14 protein-coding genes are annotated in these 17,242 nt (G+C 70.9%); 7 read left to right on the top strand and 7 right to left on the bottom strand.

Annotated features, from left to right (window positions below; all coding sequences use genetic code 11):
- Nucleotides 1–103 precede the first annotated feature (103 nt).
- From ACIPAE_RS33255 to ACIPAE_RS33265, 3 genes are read left to right on the top strand one after another with little or no spacing between them, the layout of a single operon-like run.
- Nucleotides 104–415 (top strand): hypothetical protein, encoded by a 312-nt coding sequence (locus ACIPAE_RS33255; protein WP_402450386.1) that lies wholly within the window; start codon nucleotides 104–106, stop codon nucleotides 413–415.
- A gap of 45 nt (nucleotides 416–460) precedes the next feature.
- Nucleotides 461–2,059, top strand: a complete 1,599-nt coding sequence (locus ACIPAE_RS33260) for an alpha/beta hydrolase (protein WP_402450388.1) — start codon at nucleotides 461–463, stop codon at nucleotides 2,057–2,059.
- 11 nt (nucleotides 2,060–2,070) lie between these two features.
- Nucleotides 2,071–2,571, top strand: coding sequence for a hypothetical protein (locus ACIPAE_RS33265; RefSeq protein ID WP_402450390.1), 501 nt, complete (start codon nucleotides 2,071–2,073; stop codon nucleotides 2,569–2,571).
- 85 nt (nucleotides 2,572–2,656) lie between these two features.
- Here the strand turns inward: ACIPAE_RS33265 and ACIPAE_RS33270 are convergent, their stop codons facing one another.
- The 3 genes from ACIPAE_RS33270 to ACIPAE_RS33280 all read right to left on the bottom strand — a co-directional run bounded on the left by ACIPAE_RS33270 (nucleotide 2,657) and on the right by ACIPAE_RS33280 (nucleotide 4,882).
- Nucleotides 2,657–3,310: a hypothetical protein gene (locus ACIPAE_RS33270; RefSeq protein WP_402450392.1), complete on the bottom strand. Its 654-nt coding sequence runs from the start codon at nucleotides 3,308–3,310 to the stop codon at nucleotides 2,657–2,659.
- Nucleotides 3,311–3,433: 123 nt separating this feature from the next.
- Nucleotides 3,434–3,775 (bottom strand): YkvA family protein, encoded by a 342-nt coding sequence (locus ACIPAE_RS33275; protein WP_328465322.1) that lies wholly within the window; start codon nucleotides 3,773–3,775, stop codon nucleotides 3,434–3,436.
- Between the two features lie 81 nt (nucleotides 3,776–3,856).
- On the bottom strand, nucleotides 3,857–4,882 hold the full coding sequence (locus ACIPAE_RS33280; protein ID WP_402450395.1) for a C45 family autoproteolytic acyltransferase/hydolase: 1,026 nt from the start codon (nucleotides 4,880–4,882) through the stop codon (nucleotides 3,857–3,859).
- A gap of 409 nt (nucleotides 4,883–5,291) precedes the next feature.
- Here ACIPAE_RS33280 and ACIPAE_RS33285 point away from each other — a divergent pair, with 409 nt between their 5' ends.
- Entirely contained in the window at nucleotides 5,292–6,416 is a 1,125-nt protein-coding gene (locus ACIPAE_RS33285) for a hypothetical protein (protein WP_402450396.1), read from the top strand.
- A gap of 126 nt (nucleotides 6,417–6,542) precedes the next feature.
- Here ACIPAE_RS33285 and ACIPAE_RS33290 read toward each other — a convergent pair whose 3' ends face one another.
- From ACIPAE_RS33290 to ACIPAE_RS33305, 4 genes are all read right to left on the bottom strand, one after another.
- Nucleotides 6,543–7,847, bottom strand: a complete 1,305-nt coding sequence (locus ACIPAE_RS33290; protein WP_402450398.1) for an MFS transporter — start codon at nucleotides 7,845–7,847, stop codon at nucleotides 6,543–6,545.
- 72 nt (nucleotides 7,848–7,919) lie between these two features.
- A complete protein-coding gene (locus ACIPAE_RS33295; protein WP_329368094.1) occupies nucleotides 7,920–8,531 on the bottom strand; it encodes a TetR/AcrR family transcriptional regulator in 612 nt (203 codons plus the stop codon).
- A gap of 175 nt (nucleotides 8,532–8,706) precedes the next feature.
- Nucleotides 8,707–10,410: a threonine/serine exporter family protein gene (locus tag ACIPAE_RS33300; RefSeq protein WP_402450401.1), complete on the bottom strand. Its 1,704-nt coding sequence runs from the start codon at nucleotides 10,408–10,410 to the stop codon at nucleotides 8,707–8,709.
- On the bottom strand, nucleotides 10,301–11,065 hold the full coding sequence (locus tag ACIPAE_RS33305) for a DedA family protein (protein ID WP_402450404.1): 765 nt from the start codon (nucleotides 11,063–11,065) through the stop codon (nucleotides 10,301–10,303). The genes ACIPAE_RS33300 and ACIPAE_RS33305 overlap by 110 nt, the downstream gene beginning before the upstream one ends.
- Nucleotides 11,066–11,280: 215 nt before the next feature.
- On the opposite strand from ACIPAE_RS33305, the gene ACIPAE_RS33310 reads away from it, so the two are divergent.
- From ACIPAE_RS33310 to ACIPAE_RS33320, 3 genes are all read left to right on the top strand, one after another.
- The gene (locus ACIPAE_RS33310) at nucleotides 11,281–12,675 is read left to right on the top strand and encodes an ABC transporter ATP-binding protein (RefSeq protein ID WP_329368090.1); all 1,395 of its coding nucleotides are present in this window, start codon (nucleotides 11,281–11,283) and stop codon (nucleotides 12,673–12,675) included.
- Between the two features lie 653 nt (nucleotides 12,676–13,328).
- Nucleotides 13,329–14,636 carry a hypothetical protein gene (locus tag ACIPAE_RS33315; RefSeq protein ID WP_402450407.1) on the top strand — a complete coding sequence of 436 codons (1,308 nt, stop codon included), beginning with the start codon at nucleotides 13,329–13,331 and terminating at the stop codon, nucleotides 14,634–14,636.
- Nucleotides 14,633–16,975, top strand: coding sequence for a polysaccharide pyruvyl transferase family protein (locus tag ACIPAE_RS33320; protein WP_402450410.1), 2,343 nt, complete (start codon nucleotides 14,633–14,635; stop codon nucleotides 16,973–16,975). Before ACIPAE_RS33315 ends, ACIPAE_RS33320 begins: the two co-directional genes overlap by 4 nt.
- Nucleotides 16,976–17,242 lie beyond the last annotated feature (267 nt).

Raw genomic sequence — 17,242 nt, forward strand, 5'->3', positions numbered from 1 at the left:
TCTCTTTCCGTGTGAGCTTCACAACGCCGCGTCACCATTGCCCCAGGCTTCGGACGTCCCTACGTTCTTGGCCATCTGACGCGAAACACGGGGGGCGTTCGAGATGTCCGGACAGATGGTCGACAACCCGCGGCGCGCCTGGCTCCAGACTTTGCTGTCCACCATGGACGCGACGCTTGAGGCCATGCGGCCCGTACTCGACAAGCCCGCCGCCGACTTCGGCAGCGGCAAGGCGTGGATCGGGACGGAGGCGGCGACCAAGTTCCAGGCCGAGATCACGGGTCGCAAGAGCTCCGTCCACACCCTGACCAACGGGCTACGGGACGTCGTCGCCGACGCGCTCCGTGCCGAGCCGCTGAAGGTCACGGAAAGCCAGGCCCGGCAGATGCAGATGGATCATCAGCACGACTGGTGACGCATCGCCGCGGCCCTCGCCTCAACACCACTCCCGGGGGGGAACATGACCAAGATCGCAGCCGTGGACGTTGCGGTACTCGCCCACGCCATCCAGCAGATGGACACGGGCGCACAGGCACTGTCCACCCACTGCGCCTCGCTCAGCGGCCAGTTCGCCAAGTACGGGCTCGACACCGAGAACCTGCGCAAGCTCAGCGCCATCGCCTCCTGGACCCGCGACCAACTCCCCGACCTACGCCGGCGACACGCGCTCGCCGTGCACATCGGCGCAGGGGGCGACCACGTCCAGGTCCCGGAACCGATCTCCGTCGCGGCGGCCGACGCCTACCTCTTCCAGCAGGCGACGAAGGACCACGACGCGGCCGGCCTCGCCCTGGTGAAGAGCGATCTGAGCGAGAACCTGAACGACCCCGCCTTCCTCACGGCGTACGCCGATGCGTCCCCGGACGACATCAGCGCGTTCCAGGGACTACCAGCCACTGATGCGGACAAGTTGAACCGGCTGCGACTGGCGGAGCGCCTCAAGGAGAAGGACTGCCCGGATTCGCTGAAGAAGCTGTCTGCGTACCTGGACAAGCAGACCGCCACCGACGTATATCTGCTCGGGTTCGACACCAAGGGCAACGGACACGTCGCAGCGTCGTTCGGCAACCCGGACACGGCTACCAGTACCGCGGTCTACGTACCCGGCACCGGCGCTGACCTGAATGGCGCGGAGGGAGACATGAACCGCGCCATGACGCTGTACACATCAGCGAATCAACAGAAGCCAGGCTCAACTGCCTCTGTTCTCTGGCTCGGCTACGACGCGCCCAGCCTCGGCGAGCTCCCCGGCGGCCCCACACTGCAGGGCTTCGCCAACGACGGCGCACCCAAGCTCACCGCGTTCGTGAAGTCCTTGCAGTCCAATCACACCGGCCGTGGCCACCTGACGGTGATCGGGCACAGCTACGGCAGCACGCTCGTAGGTGACGCATGCGCCCACTTCGGCATGCGGCCCAATGATGTGGTCTTCGTCGGCTCGCCGGGAGTCACGGCCGGGAAGGCATCACAGCTCGGCATCGGGGCCGACCACGTCTGGGCGAGCAAGAAGAAGTTCGATCCCGTCCCGCCGATCGGCCTGCCGCTCGACCCACTGCACTGGCTCGACGACCACAGCGACCGGTTCGGCAATGACCCGACCTCCACTGAGTTCGGAGCGAAGACCTTCGACTCCGGCCCCGGCAGCGCGGTGAAGCACGCGCACAGCGAGTACTGGGACGCGGGACCGTCCCTGGACAACATGACCGACATCGTGACCGGACAGACCGACAAGGTCAGCAAGATGCCGACCGAGGACAAGACTGGTCCGCTGCCGAATGTCGCCGACATCGTCACCGATCCGGTGGCGACCTTTCAGGAGTTCGCGGGCGCAGGTCTTCAGAACGCCGGTCATGCGATCGGCGGATACTGGGGACGACCGCTGGAAGACACCGGGGACGCGCTTCACGACGCGGGCCAGGCCCAGAACGACATCTTCGGCTCGGTCACCGACCTCGTCTCCGGCGATCCGGGCGGCACGTTGGACGACCTCAAGGACGCGGGCAGCTCGGTCGTGGACAGCGGCAAGAACGTCGTCGACACCGTGACCGACTTCTTCTAGTAGCAGGAGCGATGACCAGAACCACGCGCGCAGGAAGCATGGCCGCAACGCCGGTCGTCGCCCTGCTCCTCAGCCTCACCAGCGCCTGCGGGGCAGTGGACAAGGGCGACGTCCAACCCGACGCCGTCGAGAAGAAAGCCCACACCCTCACTCAGCAGACCCTCGACGCGATCCACCCTTCGACGGGCGCGGCACCGACCAGCGTTTACAGCGACAGGTGGAGCAAGTGCACGACCGAGACGCCCGGCCAGCACCGGTTCGAGTACGACTACATCCTGAAGCTGACCGTCGCGCCGAACCAGGTCAAGCCCGCTATCACCGCAGCTCACGCCTACTTCGCCAAAGAGGGCTACAAGTCCGACTACACGCCCTACCCTGACCGCCATGCCGGCGCAACGATCCCCAAGTCCACGTGGACCGTCGCACTCGGTCTCAGCACCTCCAAAGTGCTGCTCCTGGAAGTGGACTCCGACTGCGTTTTCACCCGGCACGACCCCAAGACGAAGGCTTGAGACGGCCGTTCGCAATTGCGTTCGGGGTGGTGAGCCAAAACGGCCCGCCGGGTAATTCCGGCGGGCCGTCGGGAACTTACGTCGATCAGTTGAGCGGAATGTCGAAGTTCTTCGCGGTGATGTTCGTGCCGTTCGACGCCTTCGCGGCGAGCCGCTTGTAGCGCAGCACCAGCTTCGTCGTGTCCTTGGTCGGAGTGAACACGACCCAGCCGGTGGTGGTCTTGCCGGTCTCGGCGTCGGGCAGCGGCGGGTAGCCGGCGGCCTTGATCTCGTCGTCGAGGATCGTGGTGCTCGCCTGGTCGATCCCGTTGGACATACCCGTGAGGTAGAAGGAGTCGGCGCCGAAGGTGTCGTAGTACTTGCTGCTGGCGGTCACCTTCACGTTGACCAGGACGACCTTCTCGTCCGCGAGGGCCGAGTACTTGCTCCTGGACGCGGCCGACGGCTGGTACCCGCTCACGTACTTGAGCACGGTCGCCTTCTCGCCCATCACGTCGTCGGTGAACGACTTGTTCACCGTGACCGGGCTGGCGGACGACCCGCCGTCGCCGCCGTCGGTCGTCGCGGACGCGCTCGTCGTGGGCGCGGCGCTGGTGGTGGTCGGCGCGGCGGCCGAGGTCGAGGGCGTGGAGCCCGCGTCGTCGGACGAGCTGGAGTCGTCGTTGCACGCAGTGAGCAGCGCGCCGCCGACGAGTATCGCGGCAATGACCGGAAGACTGGGATGAACCCGAACACGCATGATGTACTACCCCGTTTCGAATGCGCGCGCATCGAAATCGGCCCCCATTGCCTCCCCCGAAGTCGCCGCATTCACTTGAATACTGACAACAGCTGGCCACTATACACGGGGCCAACCGCCCCTTTAGCGACCGCGTTTATGCCGATTGGTACGGATTTCCCGGCCGCCGGTGACGGCCCGCTCCGCGGATAGCCGCGTGGCCGCCGCGTGCACCGAACGCAGGGCCAGCATCAGGAAACCGATGTCGTCCACGTAGATCGGATCGGGCAGCAGATCCACCGGCCAGATCAGATACGCGATCGAGCCCCAGAACATGGCCTTGGTCGACAGCGGCATCCCGGTCGCTTTCAACATCCGTCGCGCCCGCACCAGTTTGAGCAGCGTCCGCACCGCGATCACGGCCGTGACCACTCCCACGACCACCACGGCGGCGACCAGCCATCCCACTTCCGCCCGATCCACCACCCACCATCTCCCTCCACATTCGAGGCACCATTCCTCCCCCTCGCGTGCCCCGAATCTCCCCGAACCCGCTTTCGAAAGGCCCTAGTCGGCCGACGAGGCAGGGGTGACCGCGGGCTCGGGAAGGGCAGGCGCCGGAGCGAGCTCGATCGTGCGGGCGCCCTCGTGGAAGGCGGCGAAGGACTGCGTCCAGGGTTCGGTGTCGGGCCAGTGATAGCCGACTTCCCCGTCGGTGGGGCGATAGTCCGCGGTGTAGAGGGTGCCGAACCCCTCGTCGTACTCCCGCCGGTGCAGCGGCGGGCGCAGCATCGTGGCGACGGGGGTGTCAGGACCGGCGGCGCGGATCGCCGCGACCCGGGCGAGCGTGCGGCTGCCGGCCTCCTGCTCGGGCGAGACGGGCGCGGCGAGTTGGTGGTTGGCGGCGCACGCCACCGGGTCGGGGTCGACGGTGAGCGGGATGTCCGGGCCGACCTGGACGGTGACGGCGCGGTCCGGGTCCGTGAGCGTGACGTTCTGCGGGATGCAGATGGGCAGGGCGCGCAGGCGCTCGACGGCCTCGTCCACCGTGGTGCACGTCTCCAGCAGGTAGCGCAGCGCGATCAGGATGGACAGGCCAGGACCGTGCACGAAGCGACCGCCGAAGGTGAGGGAGACGGCGAGGCCCGCGTCGTTCATCCCGTCGAGCAGCCCCCACGCGCCATCCTGCATCCCGATCACCGGGCGCAGGAAGTGCGAGCGGACGATGGTGCCTTCGCACGCCTCGGGCGGGAAGTCGTAGTTGCGCAGCAGCCGTCCGGGGCGGGCGGTCTGCGTGCAGCCGCTCCAGAACGGTTTCGCCGCCGCGTGCGTCAACAGCGTCTCGCCGGCACGCATCTCCGGCACCTGCGCGGCCAACCGCTCCAGCACCGGCAGGAGTTCGGGCATGTGCCGTGCGAACAGCTCCTTCGCCCGCACCGCTCCCTCCGGCGTCCGGCCCTCGTCCGCAAGCCACTTGGCCGGGTCGCTCTCCTTCGCGACCTCCCGCACCCGCGCCGCCCAGCGCCCGTCCCCACCGTCACCGACGTCCACGGCCTTGAACGTCTTCTCGACCCGGCCCGCATGATCCAGCATGGCATCCCCCTGCCCTCGGCACTTCGCCAACGCCCCCCATGGTAGAGGGATTTCGCCATGTCGGCATTTGTTCGCCATTACGGGCACGCCTTGTGCCAGGAGCGCGCGAATCCCCCCTGGCCACTGGTGATTTGACAAGCAATTCACAGCCAAGCAGGATCGGAAGCCAATCACACGGGGAACATTTTTTCGTCGATCACGCTTGGCCTGCGCCGGCCCGCCACGGAATCAGCCATTCCGCTCAAGCGACGCGCTCTCGCATCGGTCCACGTGCGCTCTCGCGTCTCTTTCACGCGATCCCACTTCACGGGTCGAGTGAACGCCGGACCGCAGGCGTAGCGGTCGATCGCAGATGGAAACACTTCCCTTCGGATGCGGATCATCTCATTCCGGATGAAAGAAGACTGCTTTGCGAAGAAGCCATATCGGTCGTGCGGCCGTCGCCGCGGCAGGACTGCTCGTGGGCCTTGCGGCCCTGCTGCCCTCAGCACAGGCAGACGAGGCCCACGGCGGTCAGCCGGCCGCGGCCACCGACCCGACCGCGACCGCGACCGCGACCGCGACCACGACCGCGACGGGAAACTGGCAGGAAGTGAACGTCGGCACCACGCCGGCCAAGATGCACGCCTTCCACGACGTCGTGTCGACGGTGTCGGGCGATGTGCTGGCCACCGACCCGGGGCAGGACATCCGCTGCTGGAACGGCACGGGCTGGGAGGTCGTGCCCAAGCCCGGAATTCCGCAGATGCACAACAGCGACTACATCGCCTCCCTCGGCGGCATCTCCTGTTCGGATTTCTACATCTACGACCAGGAGTCCCTGAGCGCCGACACCGCTCCGGGGCGGTGGCACTGGGACGGCACCACGTGGCAGCACACCCTCACCGGTGACACCTATCCCTCCATGCGTTTCCAGGCATTCGCCGCGAACGACATGTGGGACTTCAGCTACCACTACGCGCACCACTTCGACGGCACCTCGTGGAACACCGTCGCCCTGCCCGACACGGTGTCGAGCCCGGATATCGTGACGGGCACCTCGGGCAAGGACCTGTGGCTCATGGGTTCGTCGAACACGTCGCCCTTCGGCCCGCTCGCCTACCACTGGAACGGCACCAAGTGGGTCCAGTCCACGCTGCCGTCGACCTGGACGTCGAAGAACAGCGAGCAGTCCGCGGTGACGGTGTCCTCAAACGAGGTATACGTCTTCGACTTCACGACGGCCAACGGCTACCTGCGCTGGGACGGCACGACCTGGCACAAGGAGAACACCGGCGTCTCCCTCCCCGCGGTCTCCGACTACACCAGCGGGGCCGCGTACTCCGGGGGAACCGTCTGGCTCAGCGTCGCCGAGACCGTCCTGCGCCTGGACAACGGCGTGTGGACGAAGTCGCCGCTGCCCGCGGTCTCCGACCCGTCGCCGATCGACGTCCGCGCGATCGCCGCGGACCCGCGCACCGACACGGTGATCGCCGGCGGTGGCGCGGGCGGCGAGCAGGCGCCCCGACCGGTCCTGCTCCAGTACCAGAACTGACGAACCGCACGCCCGCGCCGCGATTCCGCGACCGCGCGTCAGCACCACCCGGGGCCGTGCGTCCGCGACAGCGGGCACACGGCCCCTCCGGCGTCCAGCCCCCGCAGCTCTCCAACCGGCCGTGTTCTAGAGGGAGTTCACCCTGCTCCGAGCCGCCGCCGGGCGGAACCGCTCGACCGACCACAGCAGGAACGCCACCACCGTCAGGGCGGCGCCCATCACGGTGACGCCGGTCCAGCCCCACGCGGAGTGGACCGCGCCGGTCGCGGCGGACGCGGCGGCACCACCGAGGAAGACGGTGGTCATGTAGACGGAGTTGACGCGGGCGCGGGCGTCGGGCCGCAGGGCGTAGATGTCGCGCTGACTGAGCACTTGGTGGCCCTGGACGGCGAAGTCCAGCAGCACGCCGCCGATCGCGAGCAGCACGAGGTTGTCGACACCGAACCCCGCCACGACCATGGCCACCAGGCCGAGCAGGATCGCCACGGCCCGGCCGGGCACCCCGCGCCCGGCGTCGCCGAGCCGCCCGGCGACCGGTGCGGAGGCCGCCCCGGCCGCGCCGACCAGCGCGAAGACCGCGATGCCGTTCTGCGACATGTGATGCCGGTCGGCGAGTTCGTACGCCACCGCCGTCCAGTACGCGGTGAACGCGCCGAACATGCACGCCTGCGTCAACGCCCGCCGCACCAGCACCGGTTCGCTGCGTGCGAGGCCGGCCACCGAGGCGAGCAGGGTGCCGTAGCGGGCGGAGTGGTCGGGCTTGCGGACCGGCAGCACCTTCAGCAGCGCCAGCGAGGTGAGCAGCATGACGACGGCGGAGATGGCGTAGATACTGCGCCAACCCCACGCGGCGGCGGCGAAGCTGGCGACGGAGCGGGCCAGCATGATGCCCAGCAGCAGCCCGCTCATCACCTGCCCGACCAGCCGCCCGCGCGACTCGGCCGGCGCGAGGTGCGCCGCGAGCGGGATCAGGATCTGCGCCACCACGGAGGTGACGCCGATCAGCACCGACACCGCGAGGAAGACCCAGAAGTCCGGGGCGAACGCGGCCACCGCCAGCGCGACCGCGGTGATCAGCAGCGTGCGGGAGGCCAGCCGCCGGTTCTCCAGGAGGTCGCCGAGCGGAATCAGCAGGGCGAGGCCGAGCGCGTAACCGATCTGGGTGGCGGTCACCACGACGGTGGCGGTGCCCTTGCTCACGTCGAAGGAGTTGCTGAGCAGGCCGAGCAGGGGTTGCGCGTAGTAGAGGTTCGCGACGCTGGCGCCGCACGCGAAGGCGAGGGTGATGATCACCCAGCGCAGCGCCCGCCCCGGCTCGGCGGTGGCCCCGGCTATGGGCACCGGTTCGGGTTCGGGTTCGGACTCGGTCAGGGCTGCGTCGGCGGCGTGGGCGGCGTGGGCGGCAGACGGGGACGGGCCGCTGGTCGTCATACGGGGGCTCTCCGGTGCTCGGTTATTACTGAACGCTTCGTTCAGTTTGAGCCAACGGCGATCCGGAGCCGGCTATTCCCTCCCGCCGGCGGCGATCCCCGCGAACACCTGCCGCACGGTCCGCTCCGCGAACTCCTCGTCCAGCGGCTCATGGTCGAACAGCAGCCGGAAGTACACCGGCGCGAAGATCAGGTCGAGCGTCGCCGGGATGTCGAGGTCCGCCCGCAACTCCCCCGTACGCATGCCCTCCCGCAGGACCTCGGCCGTCACCGCGCGGCGCGGGGACAGCCACTGCTCGCGCAGCGCCTGCGCGATCTCCGGGTCGGACTGCGCGTCCGCGGCGAGCGCGCGCATCAGCGGGCCCGCCGGGCTCCGCGTGAACAGCCGCACCGCGGCCACCGCGATGACCCGCAGCGCCTCCGCGGCCGGGGCTCCCTCGGGAAGCGTCCACGAATCCGCCGCGCGGAGCATGAAGCCCTCCAGGGCCACCGCGCCGCGCGACGGCCACCACTTGTACACCGTCGCCTTGCCGACACCCGCGCGCGCGGCGATGGCCTCCATCGTCGCCGCCTTCAGCCCGCCTTCCATCATCAGGTCGCCCGCCGCCGCCAGGATCGCCGCTTTGCGCTTCTCGCTGCGAGGCCGGCCGGTCCGCCCCGGGTGCCCCAGCTCCTCCACGTCCATCCGGCCGCCCTCCACCCTTACTGAACGCCACGTTCACCGAGCGTACGGCAACCCGCCGCCACGGTTCCCGCCCGTGCGGAAGGAGCCGCACCTGCGCGGGGGCGCGGCCGAGCCACCACCGACAGGTGGCCCCCGAACCGACGGAACGCACCACCCCGGAGGGGCAGGGGCACCCTCAGAACCCGCGGGTACGTTTCGCGGCGCGGCGGGGGGCGGAAGCCCCGGGCGCACGGAGCGCGAGCCGGGCGACCTCGTTGCCGAGATTGACCCCGATCGCGAGGGCGAGCGCGAGCGCGGCCGCCTTCGTGAGCTGGCTGAGCGCGGCGGACTGGTGGTGCTGGGTGAGCGCGAGCAGCCCGAAGTAGGTCGCGGAACCGGGCAGGAGCGGCCCGATGGCGGCGGTGACGTAAGGAAGGACGGAGACGAAGCGGTAGCGGGCCATGAGCTGCCCGAAGAGCCCGACCAGCCCCGCGGCCGCGGCGGTCGCGGCGACCTGGTTGCCGCCCGCCCGCTGATGGAGCACCCCGAAGACGGTCCAGGCGACGCCCCCGTTGAGCGTGGCGACCAGCAGCACCTTCCGCTCGCACTGGAGCAGGACCGCGAACGCCAGCGTGAGCACCATCGCGGCGGGCAGCTGCACCCACGGCCGGTCGTACGCCCGCAGCGCCTGGTCCGGGTTGAGCCGCGCCCCGGAGTGGACCCCCGCGTAGAGGACGAGGGTGACCCCGATCACGATGCCGACGATGAGGTAGACCACTTCGAGCAGCCGGGCGGAGGCGGTGATGTAGAACCCGGTGAGGCCGTCCTGGACGGCGGCGACCAGCGCCCGCCCGGGCAGCAGCGCGAAGAGCCCACCGGTGATCACCGCCGAGGACTGCACGTTGGTCGCGCCCGGTATCCAGTGGCCGTACTGCCCGACCAGCACGCCCATCGCGGCGGCGGGCATCGCGGCGACCGCGAACTGGTAGAACTCCGGCAGCCCCCGCGCGGCCAGCAGCCACGCCAGCCGGTCGCCGAGCATCGCGGCGAGCGCGGCCAGTACGAAGATCAGCGGACCGCCGCCGACCAGCACGCTCGCCGCCCCCGCCAGCAGCCCGGCCGCGCCGGTGAGCACCCACGAGCTGTACGGGTGCCGGTTGCGGCGGATGTCGGCGAGGCTGCGGTACGCCTCCTCCAGCGTCACCTCGTGCGCGGTGATCCCGTCGACGAGGTGGAAGACGGCCGCCAGCCGGGTGTAGTCCGTGCCCCGCCGGCGCACCGTACGGCTCATCGTGTGCGGCGTCTCGGTCAGCGACGGCTGGTACGAGATGCCCAGCAGCGTGAAGGTGACGGTCGGCTCCACCCGGGCCAGCCCGTACGCGAAGGCCACCCCGAACATCGCCGCCTCGACGTCCTCGGCGCCCTCGCCGCCGGCCAGCAGCAGCTCCCCGATCCGCAGGGTGAGGTCGAGCACGCGCGGCACCGAACCGCCGCTCGCCGTGCCCGCCGCCCCCGGCCGGTCCGCGGGCGGCGCGGGCCGCTCGGTCGACGGCAGCCGCAGCATCGCCCGCATCCGGTCCTGCCACAGTCCGCCTTCGGGCGGCAGCGTGATCACGGGTATGCCGTCGGCGGGCGTCAGCGCGGCCCCGAGATCGACGGGGCCGGGGTCGGTCCCAGGGCCTTCCGGCCCTTCCGGCTGTCCCGGCCCTTCCGGCTGTCCCGGCCCTTCCGGCTGTCCCGGCCCTTCCGGTGACCCGCCGGACGGGCCCCGCTGCTCCTCGCCCAAGGCGTCAGCGCTTCGTCGCGCGGTGCCGCCCACCGCGGGAGGCGGTGGCGGCGATCGACTCGGCACCCAGGTCGGCGGCCGGCGCGGCCCCGTCGCCGGTCTCCAGGCCGGCACCCGTGCCCGTACCCGCCCCGGCACCCTCACCCGCAGCGGACTTCTTGCGCGAGCGCAGGAACTCGATGGCGACCGGGACCACGGATACGAGCACCACGAGGACGAGAATCGCCTCGATGTTGTCGCGGACGAACGCGATCTGTCCGAGCCAGTACCCCAGCAGGGTGACGCCGGCGCCCCACAGCGTCCCGCCGATGATGTTGAAAGTCGCGAAGGTGCGGTAGTTCATCCGGCTGACGCCGGCCACGATCGGGGTGAAGGTCCGCACGATGGGCACGAAGCAGGCCATCACGATCGCCTTCGGCCCGTGCCGCTCGAAGAAGGCGTGCGCCTTCTCGATGTTCTCCATCTTGAACAGCCGGGACTCCGGCCGGGAGAAGAGCGAGGGGCCGACCTTGCGGCCGAACCAGTACCCGGTCTGCTCCCCCACCACCGCCGCCACCGCGATCAGCGCCGCGACCACGGCCAGCGGCTGGTGCAGGGTGCCGGACGCGACGAGCAGCCCGGTGGTGAACAGCAGGGAGTCACCGGGCAGGAAGAAGCCGATCAGCAGTCCGGACTCGGCGAACACGACCAACAGCACGCCCCACAGGCCGTAGGTGTTGATCAGATGGTTCGGGTCGAGCCAGCTCGGGCCGAGCGCGAGGTTCGTCACGAGTCAAAAGTATCAATCCAGTGTTGATACAAGCGTTCCGCAACCTACGAGTAGTGCACTACCGTCTGCGCAGCGTCAACCACGCATCTTCGCAAGTCTGGCAAGTCACGCAGGCCACACACGTCACACCCAACCGGCACCTGTGTGGCGCCTGTGAGCAAAACCTCCCCCCACGTGCCCCGTCACCGTGCCCGAACTACCTGGCGGCTCCCGTTATGACTCGCGCCATCACTCTGCACGAAGTTTCCAAGTACTACCCGAAGCAGCCGTCGCCGGCCGTGGACCGGTTCTCGCTGGACATCGCACCTGGTGAGTTCCTGGTGCTGCTCGGCCCCTCGGGCTGCGGAAAATCGACCGTCCTGCGGATGATCGCCGGCCTGGAGGACATCACCACCGGCGAGCTGCTGCTCGACGGCGAGTACTCCAACGACCTGGCTCCGGGCGACCGGAAGATGGCCATGGTCTTCCAGAACTTCGCTCTCTACCCGAGCATGACCAGCCGGGAGAACATCGGCTTCCCGCTGCGCTTCGAGATGCCCGGCGAGGAGCCCGGGCCCCGGGTGGACGAGACCGCCCGCATCCTCGGGATCGAGGAGATCCTGGACCGCTACCCCGGGCAGCTGTCCGGCGGTGAGCGCCAGCGCGTCGCGATGGGCCGGGCGATCTCCCGGCACCCCTCGGTCTTCCTGATGGACGAGCCGCTGTCGAACCTCGACGCGAAGCTGCGCGCGCACCTGCGCGCCGAGATCGCCCGCCTCACCCACGGCATGGGCGTCACCACGGTCTACGTCACCCACGACCAGGCCGAGGCGATGTCGCTCGGCGACCGGGTGGCGATCATGCGCAGCGGGGTGCTCCAGCAGCTCAGCAGCCCCCGTGACGCGTATCACCTGCCGGAGAACGTGTTCGTGGCCGCGTTCGTCGGCACCCCCAGGATCAACCTGCTCCAGGCGACCGTGATCGCTCCACTCAGCGGAGGGATGTGGATCGACTTCGGCCGCCAGCGACTGGGCCTGCCCGAGCCGCTCAGCTACGACCACCAGATGCTGCGCATCCAGCAGGGCCGGCCGATCATCGTCGGCCTGCGCTCGGAGGCGGTACGGATCGCCCAGCCCAGCCAGGCGCACTCCGGCGAGGTCGTGATCAGCGGGATCGTCGAGCATGTGGAGTACCAGGGCCATGAGTCGCTGGTGCACCTCAACACGGGGTCGCGGCCCGCGGTGGTGCCCGAGCTGGAGGCGCCCCGGCCCGCACCCGCGCCCAGGACCGGCAGCCGCCGCGCCGCGAACGGTTCCGGCGGCGGGGGTGGCGGCATCGGCAAGCTGGCGCAGAAGGCGGCCCGGCGCATCCAGGCGTCGATACCGGCGCGCGACGGTGCGGGGGACGGGGTACCGCCCCGGCCCAGCCAAGCGCCGGCCGCCGTGATCGACCGGCCCGCGGGGTCTCCGGAGACCCAGACCGGCGATCTCGTGGTCCGCACCGGCCCTGACATCCGCGTACGCCGCGGGGACCGGGTGCCTCTCCTGGTCGACCTCGCGCACCTCTACGTCTTCGACCGCGACGGCAACCGCATCTGCCCGGCCCCGGCGCAGCAGCCGCGGCTGGAATAGGGCGGGCCCCTGCGGGGTGGCCGCCCCTGACCCCCCGGGGTGCCCCTCCCCTCCCCGTCCCGGGACCACCCCTCGGTGGGTGGGCGGATGGGGGTACCTCCCGGGCGAAACCCTGAGGGAGCGCACTTCCCCGCGCCCCTGGGTGGGTGCCCCCTGCGGTGCGTACTTGCCCGCCCGCCGGTGGTGGGCTTGTCGCGCAGTTCCCCGCGCCCCTGGATATGTGCGGCTCCTCCGCAGCACCCGGCCACCCCGGGAACGGGGCAACCCGCACCCAACAACGACGAGCAACCCCAACAGGGGCGCGGGGAACTGCGCGCCCCATCACAGACGGACCGACAGACAAACACGCACCGCAAGGGGCACCCACCCAGGGGCGCGGGGAACTGCGCGAGCAACCGGCCACCGGGCGGCAGACGGGGACGAAACGGCACCCTCGCGGCGGGGAGCCGAAGGGGCGCGGAGAACCGCGCGAGCAACCGGCCACCGGGGGCACCCGGGGACGAAACGGCACCCGTGCGGCGGGGGCGGGGGGACGTAAGGAGGGGTTCACCGGGGGTTCATGGGGGCGCCCTAACGTCCACATGGTGACGACGACCCGCGGGCATTGGTTCAAGCCACGTCATAAGGGCGCCCTGGGGCCGCAGGGAGGGGCCGTGGCGGCGAAGGGGAAGCCGGAACCGGCGCCGGAGAAAGCGGAATCCGCGGCCTCGGGAGTTCCGTGGGCCCCGGTCACCGTGGTGGAGTGCCTGCGGGCGTGCGCGCGGATGTGCGGCACGCTGACCGCGGTACGAGGCGGCAGCCCCCACCCGGAGCTGGCGAAGCACCTGATCCACCTGCCGTCACCCGATGAGCTGGGCCCGGACACCCCGGTGTCCCCCGCGGTGACGGACGACCTGCTCGACGCCCTCGTGGCGGCGGGCGAAGCCGCGGTGGCGGCCGGCGAGGAGGGCCACCGCCTCGCCCTGACCATCACGGAAACGGTCCTGCCGCTGCGTAAGGAATCCCGCCCGGCCTGGCGCCTGCGGGCCCACGCCCTCGAAGCGGTGGGCGACTCGGCGGCCGCCCTCACGGCGTACGACCGCTGCGTGGAACTCGCCGGCCACGACGCCCACGCCCGTACCCGCGCCGCGGCACTGCGCGCGGCGCTCCCCGAACAACGCGCGCTCGCCGCCCTCCTCCCGGGCGCCGACGGCACGGCCGGAAACGTACCGGCCCTGGAAGCCGCCGCGTTGCGCCACATCGACGAGCAACTCGCCGCCGTGCAAGCGGACTCGGCCACCCTCTCCCGGGTGATCGCCCTGTACGCGGACCAGCGCCGGCACCGCCTGCGCGCCCCGATTCCCGACCCGACCTACGGCGGCACCGGCTGGCTCGACCTCGGCGGCCTCCGCAACCGGATCAGCGGCCGCTCGATCTGCCTGGTCGCCAACTCCGGCACCGTCAAGGACGGTTCGCTGGGCGAGCTGATCGACTCCTACGACCTGGTGCTCCGCTTCACCTCCTACGTGATCGAGCCGGCCGCGACCGGCACCCGCACCGACATCCATGTCACCGGGCACCGGAAGGTCTTCAACTGGGACCGCCCGGTCACCACCCGGCTGGTCCTCGGCGACAACGCGGCGGCCTGGCGCACCGACATCCGCGCCCGCCTGGTGCCCGGCGCGCAGCGCCACACCGGCGACGAGTCGCTGCGCGCCCCCGTAAGGGGCATCGGCCGGCTCGGCGCGGACACCTGGCCGCACCCGCCGACCTGCTCGTTCGAGGCGATGTGGCTGATCGACTTCCTCGACGTCAGCCCGCGCCTGGACCTGATCGGCTTCGACTTCCACCAGACGTCCCCCTACCGCCTGCCGGACGCGATACCGATCCCGGTCGCCTCCGCCGAGGCGAACTCCAGCCAGAAAGCATGGGTCATGGAACGCGCCAGAAACGTCGCAGGCCCGGTGATCTCGCTGCGATGAGCACCACCCCCCACGACCGCGAACCGGCAGGACCCGAAGGACCCGCGGGGCCCGAAGCCCGTTCAGCCGCCGCACCCGAGGCCCCCGCGCCCGTCCCCTCCGCCGCCGCGCTCACCGGCAAGCGGCGGATCGCCTTCGCCGCGTGGGTGGACGCCGACCGGCTGCCCGGGCTGCTGTCGCTGCTGCGCAGCCTCGCGCTGACCAACCAGACCGTGTGCGAGGACTTCCTCGTCCTGCACGACGGGCTGCCCGAGGGCGCCGCCGCCCGCATCGCGGCCCTGCACCCGCGCGCCCAACTCCGTTGCGTGCAGCCCGAGTCGGCGGCCCGTCTCGCGTCGTACGCGAAGGCCGCGGGCGGCACGGCCGAGCCGGGCGAGTACGGCGTGCTGGAGGCGTTCCGGGTCCGCGACCACGACACCGTGATCGTGCTGGACACCGCGCGGGTGGCGTGCGGCCCGCTCGGCCGGCTGCTCACGCTGCGCCGCGGCCTGGCGGCGGCACCGTACCGGGCGGGCGAGGACGGGCCGGGCACGGATGTGCTGGTGCTCCAGCGAGAGCACCTGACGGACGCGTTCTGCGCCCGGCTGGACGCGGTGGCGCTCGACGGCGGCCACCCGCGCGGGCGGGCCGCGGCGGGGGTGCTGGCGGCAGCGCTGGACGGGGAGTTCGTGCCGCTGGACATCGACGGGGTGTTCACGACGGTGGACCAGGACCCGGGTGAACCAGGCGCCGTATCAAGGGAGTTCGGGGAACCCGAGGACGCGGACGAGGCGGACGCCGGTTTCCGGGCGGAGTTCATGGCGCTGCCGGGCGCCGCACACCACGACCTGCTCGTGCACTTCGGCACCCCGCACACCGCCAGGACCGGCGACGTCGGCTGCGCCCGCCGGGTCGCGGCCTCGCACATCGCCGCGGGCGAGTACCAGGACGCGGTGGACCTGCTCGGTTCGGTGCGCATCCCGGCGGACGACGCGTGGCCGCACGAGGTCTACGGCCAGGCGCTGATGAGCGTCTCCCGCGACGACGAGGCGCGGGCGCACCTGAGGCTGGCCACCGCCTCCCCCAACTGGGCGCCGCCCGCCTTCGCCCGGCTGGCCCAGATCGCCTGGGTGCGCGGAGACGACGACGCCGCACGGGAGTTGGCGCTCGCCGGGCTCGACGCGGACCCGACCCACCGGCCGTGCCGGCAGATGCTGCTGCGGACCGCCGCCGGCGACGGCCCCGCCGGGCAGTCCGACGCGCCCGAACCCGTCGACCGGCGCGAGCAGTTGGCGCATGTCGCGTTCTACATGCCGCAGCAGGGCAACGCGGGCGACAAGGTGCTGCCCGAGGCCGTACGGCTCGCGTTCGGCCCCGACGCGGGCCCGCGCCGCTGGCACTCCGTCCACGCCCACCGGCTCTTCGACGAGGCCGCGCTGGAACGGGTCAACTCCCGGCGCGGGCTGGTGATCGGCGGCGGTGGGCTGTTCCTGCCCGACACCATGCCCAACGGCAACAGCGCCTGGCAGTGGAACGTCCCCGACGACCTGCTGGAGCGGATCGAGGTGCCCATCGCGGTCTACGCGGTCGGCTTCAACGTCTTCGACGGCCAGTCCTACCGGCACGACCGGTTCCGCACGGCGCTGCGCCGGCTCGCCGAGCGGGCGGTCTTCTTCGGCCTGCGCAACCACGGCTCCATCGCGCAGGTGCGCCGCCTGCTGCCGCCCGAACTCCACGACAAGGTGCGCTTCCAGCCCTGCCCCACCACCGTCACCCGCCACCTGGTCCCCGGCTGGACCGACCCCGAGCGACGTGACGAGACCATCCTGCTCAACGCCGCGTACGACCGCGCGGGGCTGCGCTTCGGCCACGACTACGGCCACTTCCTCGCCGAACTCGCCTCCTCCATACGGACATTGAGCGCCCACGCCGAAGTACGCTGCGTCGCCCACACGGTGGAGGACGAGCGGATCGCGTACGACCTGCGGCGCGAGCACGGCGTCACGATGCCCGTCGTACCCATGTACGACTTCGACAACGACCAGATCCGCGCGACCTATGCCCGTACCAAGCTGGTGATCGGCATGCGCGGGCACGCCGGGATGGTCCCGTTCGGCTGCGGCACCCCCGTCATCAGCCTCATCTCCCACCCCAAGATGGCGTATTTCCTCGCGGACATCGAACGCCCCGAGTGGGGTGTGTCCGTCCACGACCGCGACCTCTCCGCGCACCTCACCGACCGCGCGACCGCGCTCCTCCTCAACCACGATGCGGCTGTCGCCGACGTCCACGAACGCCAGCGCATGCTGTGGGGGGTCACCCAATCCAACGCGGCCACCCTCCGCACCCTCGGGTTCTAACCACCCCTAAGTGGGTGCCCCCTGCGGGGTGGCTGCCTCGCCCTCGCCTGACCGCCGGCAATCGCTGAGCGCGCAGTTCCCCGCGCCCCTAGGTGGGTGCCCCCTGCGGTGCGTACTTGCCTACCGGCCGGCTCTGGCTGAGCGCGCAGTTCCCCGCGCCCCTGGGTGGGTGCCCCCTGCGGTGCGTACTTGCCTACCGGCCGGCTCTGGCTGAGCGCGCAGTTCCCCGCGCCCCTGGGTGGGTGCCCCCTGCGGTGCGTACTTGCC

The sequence above is a fragment of the Streptomyces sp. NPDC087270 genome (assembly GCF_044744625.1).
In the GTDB taxonomy this organism is placed as follows: Bacteria; Actinomycetota; Actinomycetes; order Streptomycetales; family Streptomycetaceae; genus Actinacidiphila.

Excerpts from the sequence above, each read along its gene's own strand:
- ACIPAE_RS33260 (WP_402450388.1), top strand. The coding sequence starts at position 461 with ATGACCAAGATCGCAGCCGTGGACGTTGCGGTACTCGCCCACGCCATC.
- ACIPAE_RS33295 (WP_329368094.1), bottom strand. The coding sequence starts at position 8,531 with ATGGACGTGGAGGAGCTGGGGCACCCGGGGCGGACCGGCCGGCCTCGC.
- ACIPAE_RS33290 (WP_402450398.1), bottom strand. The coding sequence starts at position 7,847 with ATGACGACCAGCGGCCCGTCCCCGTCTGCCGCCCACGCCGCCCACGCC.
- ACIPAE_RS33280 (WP_402450395.1), bottom strand. The coding sequence starts at position 4,882 with ATGCTGGATCATGCGGGCCGGGTCGAGAAGACGTTCAAGGCCGTGGAC.
- ACIPAE_RS33270 (WP_402450392.1), bottom strand. The coding sequence starts at position 3,310 with ATGCGTGTTCGGGTTCATCCCAGTCTTCCGGTCATTGCCGCGATACTC.
- ACIPAE_RS33320 (WP_402450410.1), top strand. The coding sequence starts at position 14,633 with ATGAGCACCACCCCCCACGACCGCGAACCGGCAGGACCCGAAGGACCC.
- ACIPAE_RS33255 (WP_402450386.1), top strand. The coding sequence starts at position 104 with ATGTCCGGACAGATGGTCGACAACCCGCGGCGCGCCTGGCTCCAGACT.
- ACIPAE_RS33265 (WP_402450390.1), top strand. The coding sequence starts at position 2,071 with ATGACCAGAACCACGCGCGCAGGAAGCATGGCCGCAACGCCGGTCGTC.
- ACIPAE_RS33310 (WP_329368090.1), top strand. The coding sequence starts at position 11,281 with ATGACTCGCGCCATCACTCTGCACGAAGTTTCCAAGTACTACCCGAAG.